12 protein-coding genes are annotated in these 18,096 nt (G+C 70.8%); 9 read left to right on the forward strand and 3 right to left on the reverse strand.

Translation table 11 applies throughout. From position 1 onward, the window contains the following. Positions 1-309: 309 nt before the first annotated feature. From J2S44_RS22190 to J2S44_RS22225, 8 genes are all read left to right on the forward strand, one after another. Complete coding sequence (locus J2S44_RS22190) at positions 310-1,308, forward strand: ABC transporter substrate-binding protein (RefSeq protein WP_310417205.1); 999 nt, start codon at positions 310-312, stop codon at positions 1,306-1,308. A gap of 80 nt (positions 1,309-1,388) precedes the next feature. Further along, the gene (locus J2S44_RS22195; protein ID WP_310417208.1) at positions 1,389-2,918 is read left to right on the forward strand and encodes a sugar ABC transporter ATP-binding protein; all 1,530 of its coding nucleotides are present in this window, start codon (positions 1,389-1,391) and stop codon (positions 2,916-2,918) included. Between the two features lie 61 nt (positions 2,919-2,979). Further along, on the forward strand, positions 2,980-4,041 hold the full coding sequence (locus tag J2S44_RS22200; RefSeq protein ID WP_310417211.1) for an ABC transporter permease: 1,062 nt from the start codon (positions 2,980-2,982) through the stop codon (positions 4,039-4,041). Between the two features lie 17 nt (positions 4,042-4,058). Beyond that, on the forward strand, positions 4,059-5,054 hold the full coding sequence (gene yjfF / locus J2S44_RS22205) for a galactofuranose ABC transporter, permease protein YjfF (protein ID WP_310417214.1): 996 nt from the start codon (positions 4,059-4,061) through the stop codon (positions 5,052-5,054). Positions 5,055-5,302: 248 nt separating this feature from the next. Further along, positions 5,303-6,316: a LacI family DNA-binding transcriptional regulator gene (locus tag J2S44_RS22210; RefSeq protein WP_310417216.1), complete on the forward strand. Its 1,014-nt coding sequence runs from the start codon at positions 5,303-5,305 to the stop codon at positions 6,314-6,316. Between the two features lie 147 nt (positions 6,317-6,463). After that, positions 6,464-7,909 (forward strand): glycoside hydrolase family 10 protein, encoded by a 1,446-nt coding sequence (locus J2S44_RS22215; RefSeq protein ID WP_310417219.1) that lies wholly within the window; start codon positions 6,464-6,466, stop codon positions 7,907-7,909. 105 nt (positions 7,910-8,014) lie between these two features. Further along, positions 8,015-9,535 (forward strand): glycoside hydrolase family 43 protein, encoded by a 1,521-nt coding sequence (locus tag J2S44_RS22220; protein WP_374727887.1) that lies wholly within the window; start codon positions 8,015-8,017, stop codon positions 9,533-9,535. 88 nt (positions 9,536-9,623) lie between these two features. Beyond that, the gene (locus J2S44_RS22225; protein ID WP_310417222.1) at positions 9,624-10,856 is read left to right on the forward strand and encodes a GAF domain-containing sensor histidine kinase; all 1,233 of its coding nucleotides are present in this window, start codon (positions 9,624-9,626) and stop codon (positions 10,854-10,856) included. A gap of 79 nt (positions 10,857-10,935) precedes the next feature. Here the strand turns inward: J2S44_RS22225 and J2S44_RS22230 are convergent, their stop codons facing one another. The 3 genes from J2S44_RS22230 to J2S44_RS22240 all read right to left on the reverse strand — a co-directional run bounded on the left by J2S44_RS22230 (position 10,936) and on the right by J2S44_RS22240 (position 17,079). After that, positions 10,936-13,161 carry a bifunctional polysaccharide deacetylase/glycosyltransferase family 2 protein gene (locus J2S44_RS22230; protein ID WP_310417225.1) on the reverse strand — a complete coding sequence of 742 codons (2,226 nt, stop codon included), beginning with the start codon at positions 13,159-13,161 and terminating at the stop codon, positions 10,936-10,938. Continuing rightward, a complete protein-coding gene (locus tag J2S44_RS22235) occupies positions 13,158-14,516 on the reverse strand; it encodes a hypothetical protein (protein ID WP_310417227.1) in 1,359 nt (452 codons plus the stop codon). Before J2S44_RS22235 ends, J2S44_RS22230 begins: the two co-directional genes overlap by 4 nt. Positions 14,517-15,459: 943 nt before the next feature. Beyond that, the gene (locus J2S44_RS22240) at positions 15,460-17,079 is read right to left on the reverse strand and encodes a dolichyl-phosphate-mannose--protein mannosyltransferase (RefSeq protein ID WP_374727888.1); all 1,620 of its coding nucleotides are present in this window, start codon (positions 17,077-17,079) and stop codon (positions 15,460-15,462) included. 86 nt (positions 17,080-17,165) lie between these two features. On the opposite strand from J2S44_RS22240, the gene rsmI reads away from it, so the two are divergent. Further along, positions 17,166-18,008 carry a 16S rRNA (cytidine(1402)-2'-O)-methyltransferase gene (gene rsmI / locus J2S44_RS22245; protein WP_310417230.1) on the forward strand — a complete coding sequence of 281 codons (843 nt, stop codon included), beginning with the start codon at positions 17,166-17,168 and terminating at the stop codon, positions 18,006-18,008. Positions 18,009-18,096 lie beyond the last annotated feature (88 nt).

An 18,096-nucleotide genomic window follows, 5' to 3' on the forward strand; every position in this document is an offset into this window, starting at 1 on the left:
CAAGTTGTGACCCGGGCCACCCCTTGACTCATCGATTGTTAGCGCTAACACTACTGCGCAACGTCCTTGTAACGAGGCCGTGACAGCCGCGCCGTAAAGCCCGATCGGGCAGATTGCGGGCGCGTCCGGCCGAGCCCTTGCACCACCTGCACATGGCACCACAGCACATGGCACCTGGTTCACGCAACGCGGCACAACGTTTGTCCCTTTCCCGGTCCCTGTTCGCGGGGCCGGCACACCGGCTCGCGCGGGCACCCGCGGGCCGGGGCAGCGACGTACACGGCGTTCTTCGGCAGAGGAGTCACAGCTATGCACGCAAGCAGGAGGAAGCTTTTCGCGGTCGTCGCGGCGGCCGGCCTGGTCGCCAGTGGCCTGTCGGCCTGTGGTGACGGCACGCGGGACGACGACGGCGGCGCGGCCGGTGGTGACGACAAGATCGTCCTCGGGTTCGCGCAGGTCGGCGCGGAGTCCGGCTGGCGCACGGCGAACACCAAGTCCATCCAGGACTCCGCCAAGGCGGAGGGGATCGAACTTCAGTTCACCGACGCGCAGCAGAAGCAGGAGAACCAGATCAAGTCGATCCGGGGGTTTATCCAGCAGAAGGTGGACGTCATCGCGTTCTCGCCGGTGGTCAACACGGGCTGGGACCCGGTGCTGAAGGAGGCGAAGGCGGCCGGCATCCCGGTGATCCTGACCGACCGCGCCGTCGACTCGCAGGACACCTCGCTCTACGTCACGTTCATCGGCTCGGACTTCATCGTGGAGGGTCAGCGCGCCGCCGACTGGCTGCTCAAGGAGTACGAGGGCAAGAACGAGCAGGTCAACATCGTGGAGCTGCAGGGTTCGCCCGGTGCCGCGCCGGCGATCGACCGGAAGAAGGGCTTCGGCGACGCGATCGCGGCGAACCCGAACTTCAAGATCATCGCTTCGCAGACCGGCGAGTTCACCCGGGCCAAGGGCAAGGAGGTCATGACGGCCTTCCTGCAGTCCAACCCGGACATCGACGTGCTCTACGCGCACAACGACGACATGGCGCTCGGCGCGATCCAGGCGATCGAGGAGGCCGGCAAGAAGCCCGGCACCGACATCAAGATCATCTCGATCGACGGCGTCAAGGACGCGTTCCAGGCGATGGTCGACGGAAAGATCAACGTGGTCGTCGAGTGCAACCCGCTGCTCGGCCCGCAGCTGATGGACCTGGTCAAGAAGGTCGTGGCCGGCGAGACCGTGGAGAAGCGCATCCTCACCGAGGAGGGCGTCTTCACCCAGGACCAGGCCGCCGCCGCGCTTCCCAACCGGCAGTACTGACCGCGCCGTCGCCGGCCCGTCCACCGGGCCGGCGGCGCCGCCGCACGACGGGAAGGCAGCAAGGAGAGGAGCACGGCGCGATGCCGGACCCACAGCCGATTCTGCAGATGAAGGGCATCACCAAGGAGTTCCCCGGCGTCACCGCGCTGGCCGGTGTCGACTTCCGGCTCCTCCCCGGCGAGGTGCACGCCCTGATGGGCGAGAACGGCGCCGGCAAGTCCACCCTGATCAAGGTGCTCACCGGCGTCTACCAGGCCGAGGCCGGCGAGGTCGTGCTGGCCGGCGAGCGGGTGCACTTCAGCAGCCCGCTCAAGGCGCAGCAGGCCGGCGTCAGCACGGTCTACCAGGAGGTGAACCTCTGCCCCAACCTCTCGGTGGCGGAGAACATCTTCATCGGCCGCGAGCCGCGGTTCCTCGGCCTGGTCAACAACTACCCGGAGATGCGGCGGCGGTCCCGCGAACTGCTCGCCCGGGTCGACCTGGACATCGACGTGACCGCGCCGCTGGCCAGCTACTCGCTGGCGATCCAGCAGCTGGTCGCGATCGTCCGGGCGGTGGCCATCTCCGCCAAGGTGGTGATCCTGGACGAGCCCACGTCCAGTCTGGACGCCGGCGAGGTGCAGCAGCTGTTCCGGGTGATGCGGCGGCTCAAGGAGGACGGCGTCGCGCTGCTCTTCGTCTCGCACTTCCTGGAGCAGATCTACGAGATCTCCGACCGGATGACGATCCTGCGCAACGGCCGTCTGGTCGGCGAGTGGCGGACCGACGAGCTGAGCCGGATCGAGCTGGTCTCCAAGATGATCGGCACCGAGCTCTCCGTGCTGGAGCAGCTGGAGGAGCAGCCACGGCGCGACCTGGCGGCGCTGGAGCGGCAGGAGCCGTTCCTGCGGGCCGACCAGGTGGGCAAGACCGGCCTGGTGGCGCCGTTCGACCTGTCCATCCACCGCGGTGAGGTGGTCGGCCTGGCCGGGCTGCTCGGCTCCGGGCGTACCGAGGTGGCGCGGTTGATCTTCGGTGCGGACCGGGCCGAGACCGGCACGATCACCATCGACGGTACGCCGCTGTCGGTGCGGACGCCGAGCACCGCGATCGGGCGGAACATCGCGTTCTGCCCGGAGAACCGCAAGACCGAGGGCCTGGTCGAGGACCTGACGGTACGGGAGAACATCATCCTGGCGATGCAGGCCGCGCGCGGGTGGCTGCGCCCGGTGCCGCCGCGCCGCCGGGACGAGCTGGTGGCGCGGTACATCGAGGCGCTGAGCATCCGGCCGGCCAACCCGGAGGCGCTGGTGCGCAACCTCAGCGGCGGCAACCAGCAGAAGGTGCTGCTCGCCCGGTGGCTGATCACCCAGCCCAAGCTGCTGATCCTGGACGAGCCCACGCGCGGCATCGACGTCGGCGCGAAGGCGGAGATCCAGCGGCTGGTGGTCTCGCTGGCCGAGGACGGCATGTCGGTGCTGTTCATCTCCGCGGAGCTGGAGGAGGTGCTGCGGCTCAGTCACAAGGTCGGCGTGCTGCGGGACCGGCGTCTGGTGGCACAGCTGGCCAACGACGAGTCGCTGACCGCCGACCGGATCATGCAGACCATCGCGAGCGGGGAGGACTCATGAGCAAGCGTGCGGTGGCCCGGCGCCGGTCACGGCGGGTCCGCGGCGTCGAGGGGAGCGCGGCATGACCGCGGTGACGAGGCACCGATTGTTCTGGCCGGTGCTGGTGCTGGTCGTGCTGTTGCTCGGCAACCTGATCGAGAAGCCGGACTTCTTCGTGATCCGGATGCAGGACGGGCACCTCTACGGCAGCCTGATCGACATCCTCCGGTTCGGCGCGCCGCTGATGCTGGTGGCGCTCGGCATGACGCTGGTGATCGCGACCGGCGGCATCGACCTCTCCGTCGGCTCCGTGGTCTCCATCGCCGGCGCGGTCGCCTGCCTGCACATCAGCCGGCAGTCCGACCAGAACGCGGTGAGCGGCGTGCTGCTCGCGGTCGCCATGGCGCTCGGCGTCGCGCTGCTGTTCGGCGCGTTCAACGGCGTGATGGTGTCCCGGATCGGCATCCAGCCGATCATCGCGACGCTGATCCTGATGGTGGCCGGCCGTGGCGTCGCGCAGCTGATCATGGATGGGCAGATCATCACGATCAACAGTGCGCCGTACAAGTGGATCGGCGCGGGCTGGCTCTTCACGCTGCCGGCCGCGGTGCTGATCGCGCTCACCATGGTCGCGGTCACCGCGCTGGTCATGCGCCGGTCCGCGCTCGGCCTGCTGCTGGAGTCGGTCGGCGGCAACGCGGAGGCCAGCCGGCTGGTCGGCATCCGGGCGCGCAGCCTGGTGCTGCTGGTCTACGCGATCAGCGGACTCTGCGCCGGCCTGGCCGGCCTGATGATCAGCTCGAACGTCTCGTCCGCGGACGGCAACAACGCCGGCCTGCTGATCGAGCTGGACGCGATCCTCGCGGTGGTGATCGGCGGCACCGCGCTGACCGGCGGCCGCTTCTCGATCGGCGGCACGGTGATCGGCGCGCTGGTGATCCAGACGCTGTCCACCACGGTCTACACGCTGGGCGTACCGCCGGAGACGACCTTGATCTTCAAGGCGGTCGTGGTGACCGTCGTCTGCCTGCTGCAGTCCCCGGCGTTCCGGAGCAAGGTCTTCGGCCGATGGGGACCGCGCCGCACGCCACCCGCGTCCGGCAGCCCGTCCGAGCCGACGACGAATGCGAAGGTGCCGGCATGAGGGAGTTGGGGTAGAACATGACCACGACTACGTCGCCGACCGGAGTGCGGCTGGCCAAGGTCTTCACCGGCCGGCAGCGGTACGTGCCGATCCTGGCCACCGCCGGCGTGCTGCTGCTCATGTGGATCGGCGGCGCGCTCACCTACGACAACTTCGCGGACCTCCAGGTCCTGCTCAACGTGTTCAAGGACAACGCGTTCCTGCTGGTCCTCGCGGTCGGCATGACGTTCGTGATCCTCAGCGGCGGCATCGACCTGTCGGTCGGGTCGATGCTCGCGCTGTCCACCATGCTCTGCGCCTGGCTGATCACCGAGGAGGGCTGGTCGCCGGGCACGGTGATCCCGCTGGTGCTGGTGGTCGGCGCGGTGTCCGGCAGCGCGATGGGCGCGATCATCCACTTCTTCGAGGTGCCGCCGTTCATCGCCACGCTGGCCGGGATGTTCCTGGCCCGCGGCCTCTGCTACGTGATCAGCACGGACTCGATCCGGATCAGCCACCCGTTCTTCACCGAGACGGCCAACACGATGGTCCCCCTCGGCGACTACCGGATCGACCCCAGCGTGGTCGTCTCGCTGATCGTGGTCGCGGTCGCGTTCGTGGCGCTGCACTACACGCGCTTCGGCCGCAACGTCTACGCGATCGGCGGCAACGAGCAGTCCGCGCTGCTGATGGGCCTGCCGGTCGGCCTGACGAAAGTCGGTGTCTACGCGGTGAGCGGCCTCTGCGCGACCGGCGCCGGTGTGCTCTACACGTTCTACACCGGCGCGGGGTACAGCAACACCGGCATCGGCATGGAACTGGACGCGATCGCGGCCGTGGTGATCGGCGGCACGCTGCTGACCGGCGGTTCCGGCTTCGTACTCGGCACCGTGCTGGGCGTGCTGGTGTTCGGCGTGATCCAGACGATCATCCAGTTCGAGGGCCTGCTCTCCTGGTGGACCCGGATCGCGGTCGGCGCGCTGCTGCTGCTCTTCATCGTGCTGCAGCGGGTGATCGGCGCACGGAAGACTTGAGCTTCTGGTCGTCGCTTCGCTCCTCCGGCTCGGCGCCACCTCCGGCGCTGGCACGGCCATCGGCAGACGAAAGGCGTGTCTGCCGGTGGCCGCGCCAGCTCTGGTCGCCCGCGCCTCGCGGGGCTCGGGAGCGGTGCTGACGCGCGGCGGTGGGGTTCCGGTACTGATTCGTAAATTGCGAGATCCCCGATTGTGGTGCGGCTGGGGCAAGATAGGCGGGACAGTCGTATGCGAAGAGGGAGGCGTCCGTGACCGTCGGCGAGGGACGCAGGGTCACCATCACCGCGATCGCCGCGGAGGCGGGCGTCTCGGTGCCGACCGTCTCGCGCGTGCTGAACGGCCGGTCGGACGTGTCGCCGCAGACCCGGGAGCGGGTCGAGGAGCTGCTGCGCCAGCACGGTTATCGGCGTCGCGCCGCCCGCAGCCGGGTCTCCGCCAGCCTGATCGACCTGGTCTTCAACGATCTGGACAGCCCGTGGGCCGTCGAGATCATCCGCGGGGTGGAGGACGTGGCGCACGCGGCCGGCGTCGGCACCGTGGTCTCCGCGATCCACCAGCGTTCCACGTCCGCCCGGCAGTGGCTGCAGAACCTGCGGGCCCGCGCCACCGACGGCGTCATCTTCGTCGTGTCCGACCTGTCGCCGCCGCTGCTGGCCGAGCTGCGGCGGCTGAACATCCCGATGGTGGTGGTCGACCCGGCCGGCGTGCCCGCGATGGACATCCCGACGATCGGCGCGACGAACTGGGCGGGCGGCCTGAGCGCGACCGAGCACCTGCTGTCACTGGGCCACCGGCGGATCGGGTTCATCGCCGGGCCGAAGCGGCTGCTCTGCTCGCGCGCCCGGCTCGACGGTTACCGCGCCGGCCTGGAGGCGGTCGGCATCGAGGTCGCGGACGAGCTGCTCTTCCAGGGCGACTTCTACCACGAGTCCGGGTTCGCCGGTGGCGCCGCGCTGCTGGAGCTGGACGATCCGCCGACCGCGATCTTCGCGGCCAGCGACCAGATGGCGTTCGGGGTGTACGAGGCGGTTCGCCGGCGAGGGCTCCGGGTGCCGGACGACATCAGCGTGGTGGGTTTCGACGACCTTCCGGAGGCGCGCTGGGCCTCGCCGCCGCTCACCACGGTGCGCCAGCCGCTGGCCGAGATGGGGCTGCTGGCTGCGCGAACAGTGCTGCGGCTGGCCCAGGGCGAGGACATCGAGACGCCGCGGATCGAGCTCGCGACCGATCTCGTGGTCCGGGACAGCACCGCGGCGCTCTGATCTCCTTCCGGGACATTTCCGGTAAGAGATTGACGCTGGCGAGCGCGTCGGCCAATACTTGGGATCGCTCCCATAGATGGAACTGGATCTCGCGGCGTCTCCACCGCCGCGTCCCGGGAGCCTTCCCCCGGAGAGGACCGACTCCCGATGACCGACGACTCGAAGCGCCCGCCGAGACGTCACCGCCGGCCGTTGCTCGCGGCCGCGGCCGTGCTGCTCGCGTCCGGCGCTGCGATCGCGATCCCGCAGCTCGCCGCCGCCGCCACCACGCTGCAGAGCCTGGCCGCGGCGAAGGGCAAGACGGTCGGCTTCGCGCTCACCTCGAGCTATCTGAGCGAGCCCGCGTACAAGAACATCGCCGACACCGAGTTCAACCTGGTGGTGGCCGAGAACGCGATGAAGTGGTCGGAGACCGAGCCGTCGCGCAACTCGTTCAGCTACGCCGCCGGTGACGCCGTCGCGGACTACGCGGCCTCGGGTGGCAAGGAGCTCTACGGGCACACGCTGGTCTGGCACCAGCAGTACCCCGGCTGGGTGGACGGCATCAGCAGCGGCACCGACCTGCTCGCCGCCATGCGGAACCACATCACCAACGTGGCCGGCCACTACGCCGGCCAGGTGGTCGCCTGGGACGTGGTGAACGAGGCGTTCGAGGACAACGGCTCCCGGCGGCAGTCCATCTTCCAGCAGCGGATCGGCAACTCGTACATCGAGGAGGCGTTCCGCGCCGCGCGGGCCGCGGACCCGGCCGCGAAGCTGTGCATCAACGACTACTCCACGGACGCGATCAACGCCAAGAGCACCGCGATCTACAACCTGGTGCAGGACTTCAAGGCCCGCGGGGTGCCGATCGACTGCGTCGGGTTCCAGGCGCACCTGATCCTCGGGCAGGTCCCGTCCGACCTGCAGGCGAACCTGCAGCGCTTCGCGAACCTGGGCGTGGACGTGCGGATCACCGAGCTGGACGTGCGCCTGCCGACGCCGGCCGACGCGTCCGAGCTGGCCACGCAGCGGAGCGACTACCAGAAGGTCTTCACGGCCTGTACGAACGTCGCCCGCTGCACCGGCGTGACGGTCTGGGGCATCACCGACCGGTACTCCTGGGTGCCGGACGTGTTCCCGGGGTACGGCGCGGCGCTGATCTGGGACGACAACTACGCGAGGAAGCCGGCCTACGACGGCGCGGCCGCGGGCTTCGGCGGCACGGTCGGCACGCCGACCCCGACCGCGACGACCGGCTCGCCGACGCCGGGCCCGACCACGCCCGGGCCGTCCGGTGGCTGCGCGGTGACGTACGGCGTGAACCAGTGGAACACCGGCTTCACCGCGAACGTGACCGTGCGGAACGCCGGCGGCAGCGCGATCAACGGCTGGACACTGCGCTGGGCCTACACCGGCGGCCAGACCGTGACGCAGTCGTGGAGTTCGTCGGTCACCCAGTCCGGTGCCGAGGTCACCGCGACCAACGCGGCCTGGAACGGATCGATCCCGGTCGGTGGCAGCACGTCGTTCGGCTTCAACGGCACGCACGGCGGCGCGAACCCGGCGCCCACCGCGTTCACGCTCAACGGGGCGGCCTGCGCGGTGTCCTGACGGCGAAGAAGATCAAGATCAAGATCGTGGATTAACCCGAGATCAAAGGGTACGGTCACGACCGTACCCTTTGATCTGAGCATTTTTCGGCCACATCCGTCACGGGTGCGCCCGAGCCACAAGGCCGGAAAATGCTCATACTTTGAGGTTTGTTGGGAGTTCGCCATCGGCGCTTTTCGGAACCCCGTCGTCTCCGGCTTCTTCCCCGACCCGAGCGTGTGCCGCGTCGGCCAGGACTACTACCTCGCGACCTCCAGCTTCGAGTACGTGCCCGGCGTGCCGATCCTGCACAGCCGCGATCTGGTGCACTGGCGGCAGATCGGCAACGCGCTCGGCGAGGAGCAGCTCGGGTTCGGCCCGCGGGTCCCGGCGTCCGGCGGCGTCTACGCGCCCACGCTGCGCCACCACGACGGGCTGTTCTGGCTGATCACCACGAACCTCTCCGGCGGCGGCACGGTGATCGTGACCGCCACCGACCCGGGCGGCCCGTGGTCCGACCCGGTCCGGGTGCCCGGCATCACCGGCATCGACCCGGATCTCGCCTGGGACGCCGAGGGCAACTGCTGGTGCACGTTCGCCGGGATCAAGCAGGCACGGATCGACCCGAAGACCGGCGAAACGCTGGAGACGCCGCGGCGGGTCTGGTCCGGCACGCCCGGCGCGCAGTACCCGGAGGCACCGCACCTCTACCGGATCGGCGAGTGGTGGTACCTGCTGATCGCGGAGGGCGGCACCGAGCGCGGGCACGGCGTCTCGATCGCCCGCGGCCCGCGCCCGGACGGCCCGTTCACGCCGTGCCCGGCGAACCCGATCCTCACCCACCGCAGCACCGACCGGCCGATCCAGAACACCGGCCACGGCGACCTGATCCAGGCGCACGACGGCACCTGGTGGCTGCTCTTCCTCGGCGTCCGCCCGCGGGGCGGCAGCCCCGGCTATCACGTGCTCGGCCGCGAGACGTTCCTGGCGCCGGTGACCTGGGTGGACGGCTGGCCGGTGATCGGTGACGTGGCGCCGGTGACCGAGGGGCCGACGCTGCCCGCCGCGCCCTGGCCCGACTCCGGCGGCGAGGAGCACGACGACTTCCGCGGGCCGCGGCTGCACCCCCGGTGGATCCAGCCGCGCGTCGCGACCGCCCGGCTGGACGTCCGGGAGGGCTGGCTGACCGTGCCGGAGGGCGGGTTCGCCGGCCGCCGCCAGACCCACCTCAGCTGCCGCGTGCAGACCCGGGCGGACGCGGAGCCGGGCGCGGCCGGCGGCCTGATGGTGCGCCTGGACGAACGACACTGGTACGGCGTGCACGTCGACGGCGACCAGGTGATCGCGGAGGCCCGGATCGGCCCGCTGCGCCAGGTGGTCGGCATCCACCGCCGCCCGCCGGGCCCGGTGCTGCTGACCGTGGCGATCGACGCGGCCGGCCCGGACCCGGACTCACCCACCGACTCGCCGGACCTGGTCCGGCTCGGGCTGGTCGCGGACGACGAGTTCGTCTCGCTGGCCGAGCTGGACGGCCGGTACCTGTCGACCGAGGTCGCGGGCGGCTTCACCGGCCGGGTGATCGGGCTGTCCGCGTTCCGCGGAACCGTGCACTTCGACTGGTTCAGCTACACCGGCTCGGACGCCTGAGGCCTCGTTCGGCGGGAAGCGGCCGTTTCTGCACCCTGCGGCTGATATCTCTGGCAGCGCAGCGTTCACAGCAGCGGAGGGTGGCCAGATGGAAGCGGCAAAGCCGGAGAACGAGGCCGGACGGCTCGCCACGCTCCACGACCTGGAGGTGCTGGACACCGATCCGGAACAGGAGTTCGACGACATCGTCAAGCTCGCGTCGCACGTCTGCGGCGTACCGATGTCGCTGGTCAGCCTGGTCGACACGGACCGGCAGTGGTTCAAGGCCAAGATCGGGCTGGAGATGGACGAGACCTCACGCGAGGTGTCGTTCTGCGCGCACGCGATCCTCGGCAAGGACCTGATGGTCGTGCCGGACGTGCAGGAGGACCGGCGGTTCGCCGACAACCCGCTGGCGGTCGGCGACCCGGGCGTGCGGTTCTACGCCGGAGCGCCGCTGGTCACCAGCGACGGCTTCGCGCTCGGCACGCTCTGCGTGATCGACTCCGAGCCGCGCCGGCTCAACCTCGACCAGCTGCAGGCGCTGCGGGCGCTGTCCCGCCAGGTCACGGCGCAGCTCGAACTCCGGCGGTACGCGAAGGCGCTGAACCGGACCGTGGCCCGGCTGCAGGACATCGAGCGCCGCCGGGACGACTTCGCGAACCTGCTCGCCGGCGACCTGCGCGCGCCGCTGCACGAGTTCGGCGCGTACCTGGAGAGCGTCAGCACCGACCGGGAGCCGGACCCGGTGCTGGCCGAGGCGCTGGTCCGGACCACCCGGCGGCACCTGGACCCGATGCGGCAACTGGTCGCGCACCTGCTGGCGATGGCCGACCCGGAGAACGAGGGCTACGAGGCGCTGCACCTGCGCGAGGTCGACCTGACCCGGATCACCGAGCGTGCGGTGCAGGCGGTCCGGCCGATCGCGGCGACCAAGGAGATCTGGATCCTGCACGGCCAGGGCCCGTCGCTGCCGATCTACGCGGACCCCGTACGGCTGGAGCAGGTCTTCATGCACCTGCTCTTCGCGACCGTCAAATACACGCCGCCCGGCGGCCGGGTGCGGGTGACCACCGAGGCCGCGAGCGGTCCGGCCGTGCGCCTGGACGACCTGGACCAGCCGGACACCGAGCGGCCCAGCCTCTTCACCCACCTCTACTACAGCGCGGTGGCGCAGATCGACGACGGGCCGGACCGCGGGCTGGCGGTGGCGAAGCGGATCCTCGACGTGCACCACGCCACGCTCGCGCTCTCCGACCGGCCCGGACAGGGCACCTCGCTGCGGGTGGTCTTCCCGCCGGTGCCGGCCGTGCTGGAGACGCTGGCCGCACCGGCGCGATGAGCCGCCGGCACGGTGGTCGAGGCGCCGGCCACGTCGACGGAACGACCTGACCGGCGCCTCGATCCCGGCGGTGGGTGCCTCAGCCGACCGGGGTGCGGTCCCGCGGCGCGGTGCCGACCAGGGCGTCGCCGGTCCGCTGCAGCTTGTGCCAGCGCAGCCGGGCGCCGGTCAACGCGGTCACCGCGGACTGGATCAACACCAGATACATCAGCTGCCGGTACGCGAACTGCTGCAACGGCAGCGTCCACAGCGGACGCATCGACTCCCGGTCCAGCCGGAACGCCACCATCGCGGTCACGATCTGCATGACCAGCATGGTGAACCAGGCGATCACGGTCTCGGTGCGGCCCAGGAACAGCAGGCCGTACAGCGTCAGCAGGTCGATCACCGGGGCCAGCAGCGGCAGCGTGACGCCGAACAGCGCCAGGATCGGCAGCCCGACCCGGCCGAACCGGCCCGACGGCCCGGACTCGACCAGCGCCTTCCGGTGCTTCCACATCGCCTGCATGGTGCCGTACGACCAGCGGTAGCGCTGCTTCCACAGTTGACTCAGCTTGGCCGGCGCCTCGGTCCAGGCGCGCGCGTTCTCCTCGTACACCACGTGCCAGCCGTTGCGCAGGAACGCCATGGTCACGTCGGTGTCCTCGGCCAGCGTCTCGTCGCTCATGCCGCCGGCCTGCCGCAGCGCCTGCCGCCGGAACGCGCCGATCGCACCCGGCACGGTCGGCATGCAGCGCAGCGTCTCGTAGAGCCGGCGGTCCAGGTTGAAACCGATCACGTACTCGATGTGCTGCCAGCGCGCGACCAGGCTGTTCCGGTTGCCGACCTTCACGTTGCCGGCCACCGCGCCCACGGTCGGGTCCGCGAACGGCTGCACCAGCCGACGGATCGAGTCCGGCTCGAAGATCGTGTCGCCGTCCACCATCACGATCAGGTCGTGCGAGGCGAACGCGACGCCGGTGTTCAGCGCGTTCGGCTTGCCGCCGTTCGGGATCCGGACCACCCGCACGTTCGGCAGGCCCAGCCCCTCGGCGAGCGCCGCGGTCTCGTCGCTGGAGCCGTCGTCGACCACCACCACCTCGATGTGCGGGTAGTCGCCACCGGCCAGTGACCGCACGGCCGCCTCGATGCCCTCCTTCTCGTTGTAGGCCGGGACGATCACCGAGACCGGCGCCGTCACCTCCGGCCCCCAGCGGAAACCCTTCGCCCGCCGCTTGCGTGCGTGCCGGCCGGCGAGCACCAGCATCAGCAGGGTACGGATCAGCGTCAGCGCGCCGGCGATCACGAACAGCACGCCGAGCGCGTCGACCGTGGTGTCCGCGATCCGGATCACCCACACCAGCGCGGAACCGCGCCAGATCTCGCCGTCCGAGGCCGCCTGCTCGGTCCGCGCGGTCGCGTTGCCGGCCGGCGCCGCGGACTTCATCGCCTGGGTCAGGCCCTGCGAGACGGTCACGAACCGGTAGCCGCGCTCCTTCATCATCGGGATGAAGCGGTCCAGTGCCGCCACGGTCTGCGCGCGGTCGCCACCGGCGTCGTGGAACAGGATGATCGCGCCCTGGGTGCCCTCCGGCGTGGAGTTCTTGATGATCTGCTCGACGCCCGGCCGCGCCCAGTCCTTGCTGTCCGTGTCGTTCAGCACCGGCAGGTAACCGAGGTCGCCGGCCTCCCGGTAGAGCGGCCAGTTCTCGTCGTCGATCGCGTACGCGTGCGACGAGTACGGGAAGCGGATCAGCGACGTCTTCACCCCGGTCGCGCTGGCGATCGCCATCTGCGTCTGCGAGTACTCGATCCGCCGCTGCCAGCCCGCCATCCGGGTCAGGTCCGGGTGGGTGAACGTGTGCACGCCCAGCTCGTGGCCCTCCGTCGCGACCTGCCGGACCAGGTCCGGGTGCCGCGCCGACCCGCTGCCGACCACGAAGAACGTGGCGTCCACGTCGTGCTCGGCCAGCGTGCGCAGCACCTTCGGCGTCCACCACGGGTCCGGCCCGTCGTCGAACGTCAGCGCGATGGTCTTCTCCGGCAGCCGGTACGACTGCGCGCCGCCCCGCGCGGTGTTGATGATCGGGCCGCCCCCGACGATCTCCGCCGGGACGGCGCCCTGCTTGCCGGAGCTGGTGTGCAACCCGTCCGGGGAGAGCGCCGCAGCGGCGTACGCGCGGACCATGAGCACGCTGGCCAGCAGCACCAGCAGCGTGGTGGCGACCAGCAGGCGGGGACGCGGGACGATGCGGCGGGCGGTCGTGGCGCGGGCGTGCCGCCGGGGCGGTGGGGCGGCGTCCGAGCGGGGCGGCGTCACTATCACGTGTCGATCTCCGGGCTCTCGTCGTCGGTCTCGTCGGCCCGGCCGGTGCCGTCGCCGTCGTCCTCGCCGTCGTCCTCGCTCTCGCTCTCGCTCTCCTCGAGGACGGTCCCGAGCGGCGCCGCCGGCCGGACCTCGTCGACGGGCGCGACCGGGACGGCCGGGAAGCTCTCCCGCGCGGGCGCGGCCGGCGCCTCGGGGGCGACGTAGGGCGGCTCGGGCGCGACGTAGGGCGGCTCGGGCGCGATGTAGGGCGGCTCGGGCTGCGGACCCGGCGCGGGGGCCTCGGTGCCGCCGCCGGTGCCGCCGGTCGTCGGCGGCTGCTCGACGGGCGTCTGGACGCCCGCGCCGGGTCCGCCGCTGCCGCTTCCACCGGTCCCGGTTCCGCCGCCCGTGCCACCGGTGCCGGTTCCGCCGCCCGTGCCACCGGTGCCGGCGTTTCCGCTGCCGTTCCCGTTCCCGGCGTTGCTGCTTCCGTTCCCGGCGCTGGTTCCGGTCCCGGTGCCGCTGCCGGAGGTGGTGCCCGTCCCGGTACCGGTGTTGCCTCCGGTGCCGGTGCCGGCGTTGGTGCCGCCGGCACCGCCACCGCCGTTGTCGTTGGCGCCGCTGCCACCGGTGGTGGTGCCGCCGGCCGTACCGCCGGTGGTGCCGTTGTTCGTGCCGCCGGACTCCGTGCGCGGGTCGGTGGTGCCGATCCCGATGCCGACGCCGGCACCGCCGCCGACGCCGCCCTGGTTCGGTGCGGACGGGCTCGGCGAGACCGGCGAGCCGCTCGGCGTCGGGGTGGTGGTCGCCTCCGGCACCCGGCTCGGCGTCGGCGTCACCTTGGCCGATTCCAGCGGCCGCGGCGACGTGGTCCGGGCCGGCGTGGGTGCCACGCCCAGCCCGGCGCCGCCGGTCCGCACCGGGGCGGGCGGCTGCTGCTGCGGCGGCAGCGCGTCCGGTGCCGGGAACGGGTACGCCTGGTACGGGTCCACCGCCTCGCGCTGCGGCTCGGCCGACCGGACCGGCTCCGGCTCGGACGGTGACGGCTCCGGCTTGACGATGCCGGGCACCACGTTCTCCAGCACCTCGGGGAACGGCAGCAGCGCGCGCGGGCTGACCGGGCCGCCGGCCAGGCTGACGCCGACCATGCCCGTGTAGACCAGCGAGAGCGCGCCGACCACGACCGCGAGGCTGCGCAGCCGCCGCCGGCGACGGCCGGTCGTGTCCACGAAGACCGGCCCGGCCGACGGCGCATTGACCGGCAGCACCGTGGTGGCGACCGTATCGTCGTCGTCGATGGAATCCGTAGGCAGATCCAGAGAATAGGCCTTCGTATATCCGAGTTCGATGTGCGCGGTTTCCGCATGCGCCATTCCGGCCAGCGGAAGATCATTCTCTTCGTGGTGGAGCGTGCGACGGGGCTCGTGGTCCGCCGGGGCCGCGTGGGTGTCGTCGAGGCCGCTGGGGGCGCTCGACCGGTCAGTGGGGGGATCGTGCTGAGTCACTCTCCGAGATTAGGAAAAGCGCAGATGAGAAAGCCTATCCAGTCACTCGCCCGGATGATGGCCGATCGCACGAGGGAACGATACGAAATACTGATGATCGCATTGGTGGTGTGCGTGATGCATTTGCCTGTGGTGATTTCTTAAGTGATTGACGTGGCATGTTGCGGCGGCTCGGAAAAGGTTACGGCGTGCCGCGCGGCCCTTCGCTGTCCGCAACGCGACTGAGGGATAAGTCAGCAGACATCCGGTTTGCCGGGCCGATCGGTGATCCACAGTGTCCCGGACCGGGTGCCCCCGTCCGAAATGTCCGGAAAGGGTGCTTTATTTGATTTGGGTGATTTATAGCGTGCGATCTGTTCACCCGCCACCCGTTGTGCGGGTGATCCCAAGGTGGTTAACATCTGTGGTGCGCGCTCCTATCGCCCGCTTCCCCCGTGGCAGGCGATCGGAGCGCGCCCTTTTTTGTGCCCGGGTCCACGCGGGTCCACTGTGGAACGGTGCCGCGACGCCACACTCTAAAGAACCTTTACGGTTCGTATTGTCGGTTGATCGGGGGTCAGCCGCCGAAGCGATCAACCGTTGTGTGGCGTTCTGTCGTTTCCTATTCACCATGGTTGACACCCCGGTGCCCCGAAAAGCACGCTGATCAGCGTCGGCGGCGGCAACGGGGGGCGCTCTGCCTCCGCGCGGCGGGGTCCCGGCCCGCGCATCGGCCGGTACGGGAGCGCAGGGCGCGCGGCACAGCCGGCACAAAGATCTGGGGCCCGTCCGGATCGGACGGGCCCCAGATCGAACGCGGTCGCGCCGCGGCTCAGATCCAGCGACTCCCCAGCCACATGCGGGCCGACCAGTCGGAGTAGGGGATCGACTCACCCACGAAGACCGGGTAGAAGTACCAGAAGCAGACCGCCACCAGGATCACGTAGACGCCGAGCACCACCGCGCCGACCTTGCGGCGCTCCAGCACCGCCTCCGGGTCGAGGCGCTGGGCCGGCGACGTGGGCGTCATGATCGCGCCGAGCACGTAGACCACGGCCAGCACGAAGAACGGCACCGCCGGCAGGATGTAGAACGAGAACATCGTCCGGCTCTCCGCCACCGCGTAGTAGAACCACGGCAGGAAGCTGCTCAGCACGCCCAGCAGGATGAACAGCGCCCGCCAGTCCCGCCGCGCGATGCCGAACCAGATCAGCGCGAACACGGCCGGGACGAACGACCACCACAGCACCGGCGTGCCGAGCAGCAGCACCTCGGCCGCGCACTGCGACGCGTCACACGGCAGGTCGCTGTTCCAGAAGAACGCGACCGGGCGCCCCAGCAGCAGCCACTGCCACGGCCACGACTGGTACGGATGCTTCGTCACCAGCTGGTTGTGGAAGCCGTACGCCTCGTCGTGGTAGTGCCACAGGTTGATCAGCGCGCCGATCACCGGCGGTTCCTCGCGGCCGCTGTCCGCCAGCCAGTGCCGGAAGTAGCCGTCGTCGGTGACCAGCCAGCCGGTCCAGGTGGTCAGGTAGACCACGAAGATGATCACGCCGGCGATCAGGCTCCAGCCCAGCGCGTACGGGATCGACTTCAGATAACCCCAGCGGATCCCGGCGGTACGCTGCGCGCCGCCCTCCCAGAGCCACACCAGCAGGAAGAACGCCGGCAGGACGGAGAGCGCGCTCCACTTCACGCCGAGCGCGCAGCCGAGCATCAGCGCCGCGACCAGCCGCCACCACGGCACACCGCCCGGGAACGCGAACACGATCCGGCCGGTCGGCTGCACCGTCCCGCGCTCGATCGCGTGCAGCCAGTGCCGCCGGCGGTGGTCGCGGTCCAGCACCAGCGCGGCGAACGCGGCCAGGACGAAGAACTGCAGGAAGATGTCGAGCAGCGCGGTCCGCGACATCACCACGTGGAACCCGTCCAGCGCGAGCAGCAGGCCGGCCGTGCAGCCCAGGATCACGGAGCCGAACAGGCGGGTCGCCAGCCGGGTCAGGATCAGCACGGACAGGATGCCGGCCACCGCGGCGGAGATCCGCCAGCCGAACTCGTTGTTGCCGAAGACCGCCTGGCCGAGCGCGATCAGCCACTTGCCCAGCGGCGGATGCACCACGTACGCCGGGCCGTTGGTCTCCTCGTTCCACTCGATGCCGCGGGACAGCATGTCGTAGGCGTCGGTCGCGTAGTAGACCTCGTCGAAGATCAGGCCCTTGGGTGTCGCCAGCCCGACCAGCCGGACCAGCGCCGCGATCGCCACCACGAAACCGGTGGCGGCCCACGAATAGCCGTCGAACCGCCGATCCCACGGGACCAGCCGCCGCCGCACGATCGCGGGGACGCCGCTGTCACCCGTTTGGGCAGGTGAGGTGGCCTTCGCGGGAGCGTCGGGGTCGATCGCCGGGTCCGCGAGGCCTTCTGTCTGCGCTGTTGCCGCCGAGGTCACCGGACGATCGTAGGCTGCATGGGCGGTGGAGGGGGCAACCCGCCCCCACTTCCGATCGATGGTCGACGGGATTTCGAGGTGAGCTTGTGGCAGACGGCGGACGGCTGATCCTGCTGGGTGCGCCGCTGGGCAACGTCGGGGACGCGTCCGCGCGGCTCCGCGAGGCGCTGGCGTCGGCCGACGTGGTGGCGGCGGAGGACACCCGGCGGCTGGCCCGGCTCGCCCGGGACCTGGACGTGACCGTGGCCGGCCGGGTGGTCTCCTACTTCGAGGGGAACGAGGAGCGGCGTACCCCGGAACTGGTCGAGGCGCTGCGCGGCGGCGCGGTGGTGGCGATCGTGACGGACGGCGGCATGCCGAGCGTGTCCGACCCCGGATACCGCCTGGTCCGGGCCGCGCTGGACGCGGAGATCCCGGTGACGGCCGCGCCCGGGCCGAGCGCGGTGACCACCGCGCTGGCGCTCTCCGGGCTGCCGAGCGACCGGTTCTGCTTCGAGGGCTTCCTGCCACGGTCCGGCTCCGCGCGCCGCTCCCGGCTCCGTGAACTCGCCGCCGAGCCGCGCACGCTGGTGTTCTTCGAGGCACCGCACCGGATCTCCGGCACGCTCACGGACCTGGCGGCGGTCTTCGGCGCGGACCGGTCCGCCGCGGTCTGCCGCGAGCTGACCAAGACCTATGAGGAGGTACGCCGCGGCGCGCTCGCCACGCTGGCCGGCTGGGCGGCGGAGTCCGGGCCGCGCGGGGAGATCACGGTGGTGGTGGCCGGCGCGGCGCCGTCGTCCGGTGACCGCCCCTCGGACGAGCAGCTGAAGGCGGAGGTGGCGGAGGAGGAGGCGACCGGCGTCTCGCGCCGCGACGCGGTGACGGCCGTGGCCGCGCTGCACGGCCTGCGCCGCCGCGAGGTGTACAACCTCGTCACCGGCGGCTGACCGCCCACCGCGGCCGCCCGCCGCACACGATCCGCCGATCCGGCGTCGTTCGCGCCGCTCCCGGCGACCCGAGCGACGTCTGGATCAC

It is taken from the genome of Catenuloplanes niger (genome assembly GCF_031458255.1).
Taxonomy (GTDB): Bacteria; Actinomycetota; Actinomycetes; order Mycobacteriales; family Micromonosporaceae; genus Catenuloplanes; species Catenuloplanes niger.

What these genes read in the sequence shown, in the direction of transcription:
- J2S44_RS22190 (WP_310417205.1), top strand. Translation starts at nt 310, where the DNA reads ATGCACGCAAGCAGGAGGAAGCTTTTCGCGGTCGTCGCGGCGGCCGGC.
- J2S44_RS22195 (WP_310417208.1), top strand. Translation starts at nt 1,389, where the DNA reads ATGCCGGACCCACAGCCGATTCTGCAGATGAAGGGCATCACCAAGGAG.
- J2S44_RS22225 (WP_310417222.1), top strand. Translation starts at nt 9,624, where the DNA reads ATGGAAGCGGCAAAGCCGGAGAACGAGGCCGGACGGCTCGCCACGCTC.
- yjfF (WP_310417214.1), top strand. Translation starts at nt 4,059, where the DNA reads ATGACCACGACTACGTCGCCGACCGGAGTGCGGCTGGCCAAGGTCTTC.
- J2S44_RS22200 (WP_310417211.1), top strand. Translation starts at nt 2,980, where the DNA reads ATGACCGCGGTGACGAGGCACCGATTGTTCTGGCCGGTGCTGGTGCTG.
- J2S44_RS22215 (WP_310417219.1), top strand. Translation starts at nt 6,464, where the DNA reads ATGACCGACGACTCGAAGCGCCCGCCGAGACGTCACCGCCGGCCGTTG.
- J2S44_RS22235 (WP_310417227.1), bottom strand. Translation starts at nt 14,516, where the DNA reads ATGGCGCATGCGGAAACCGCGCACATCGAACTCGGATATACGAAGGCC.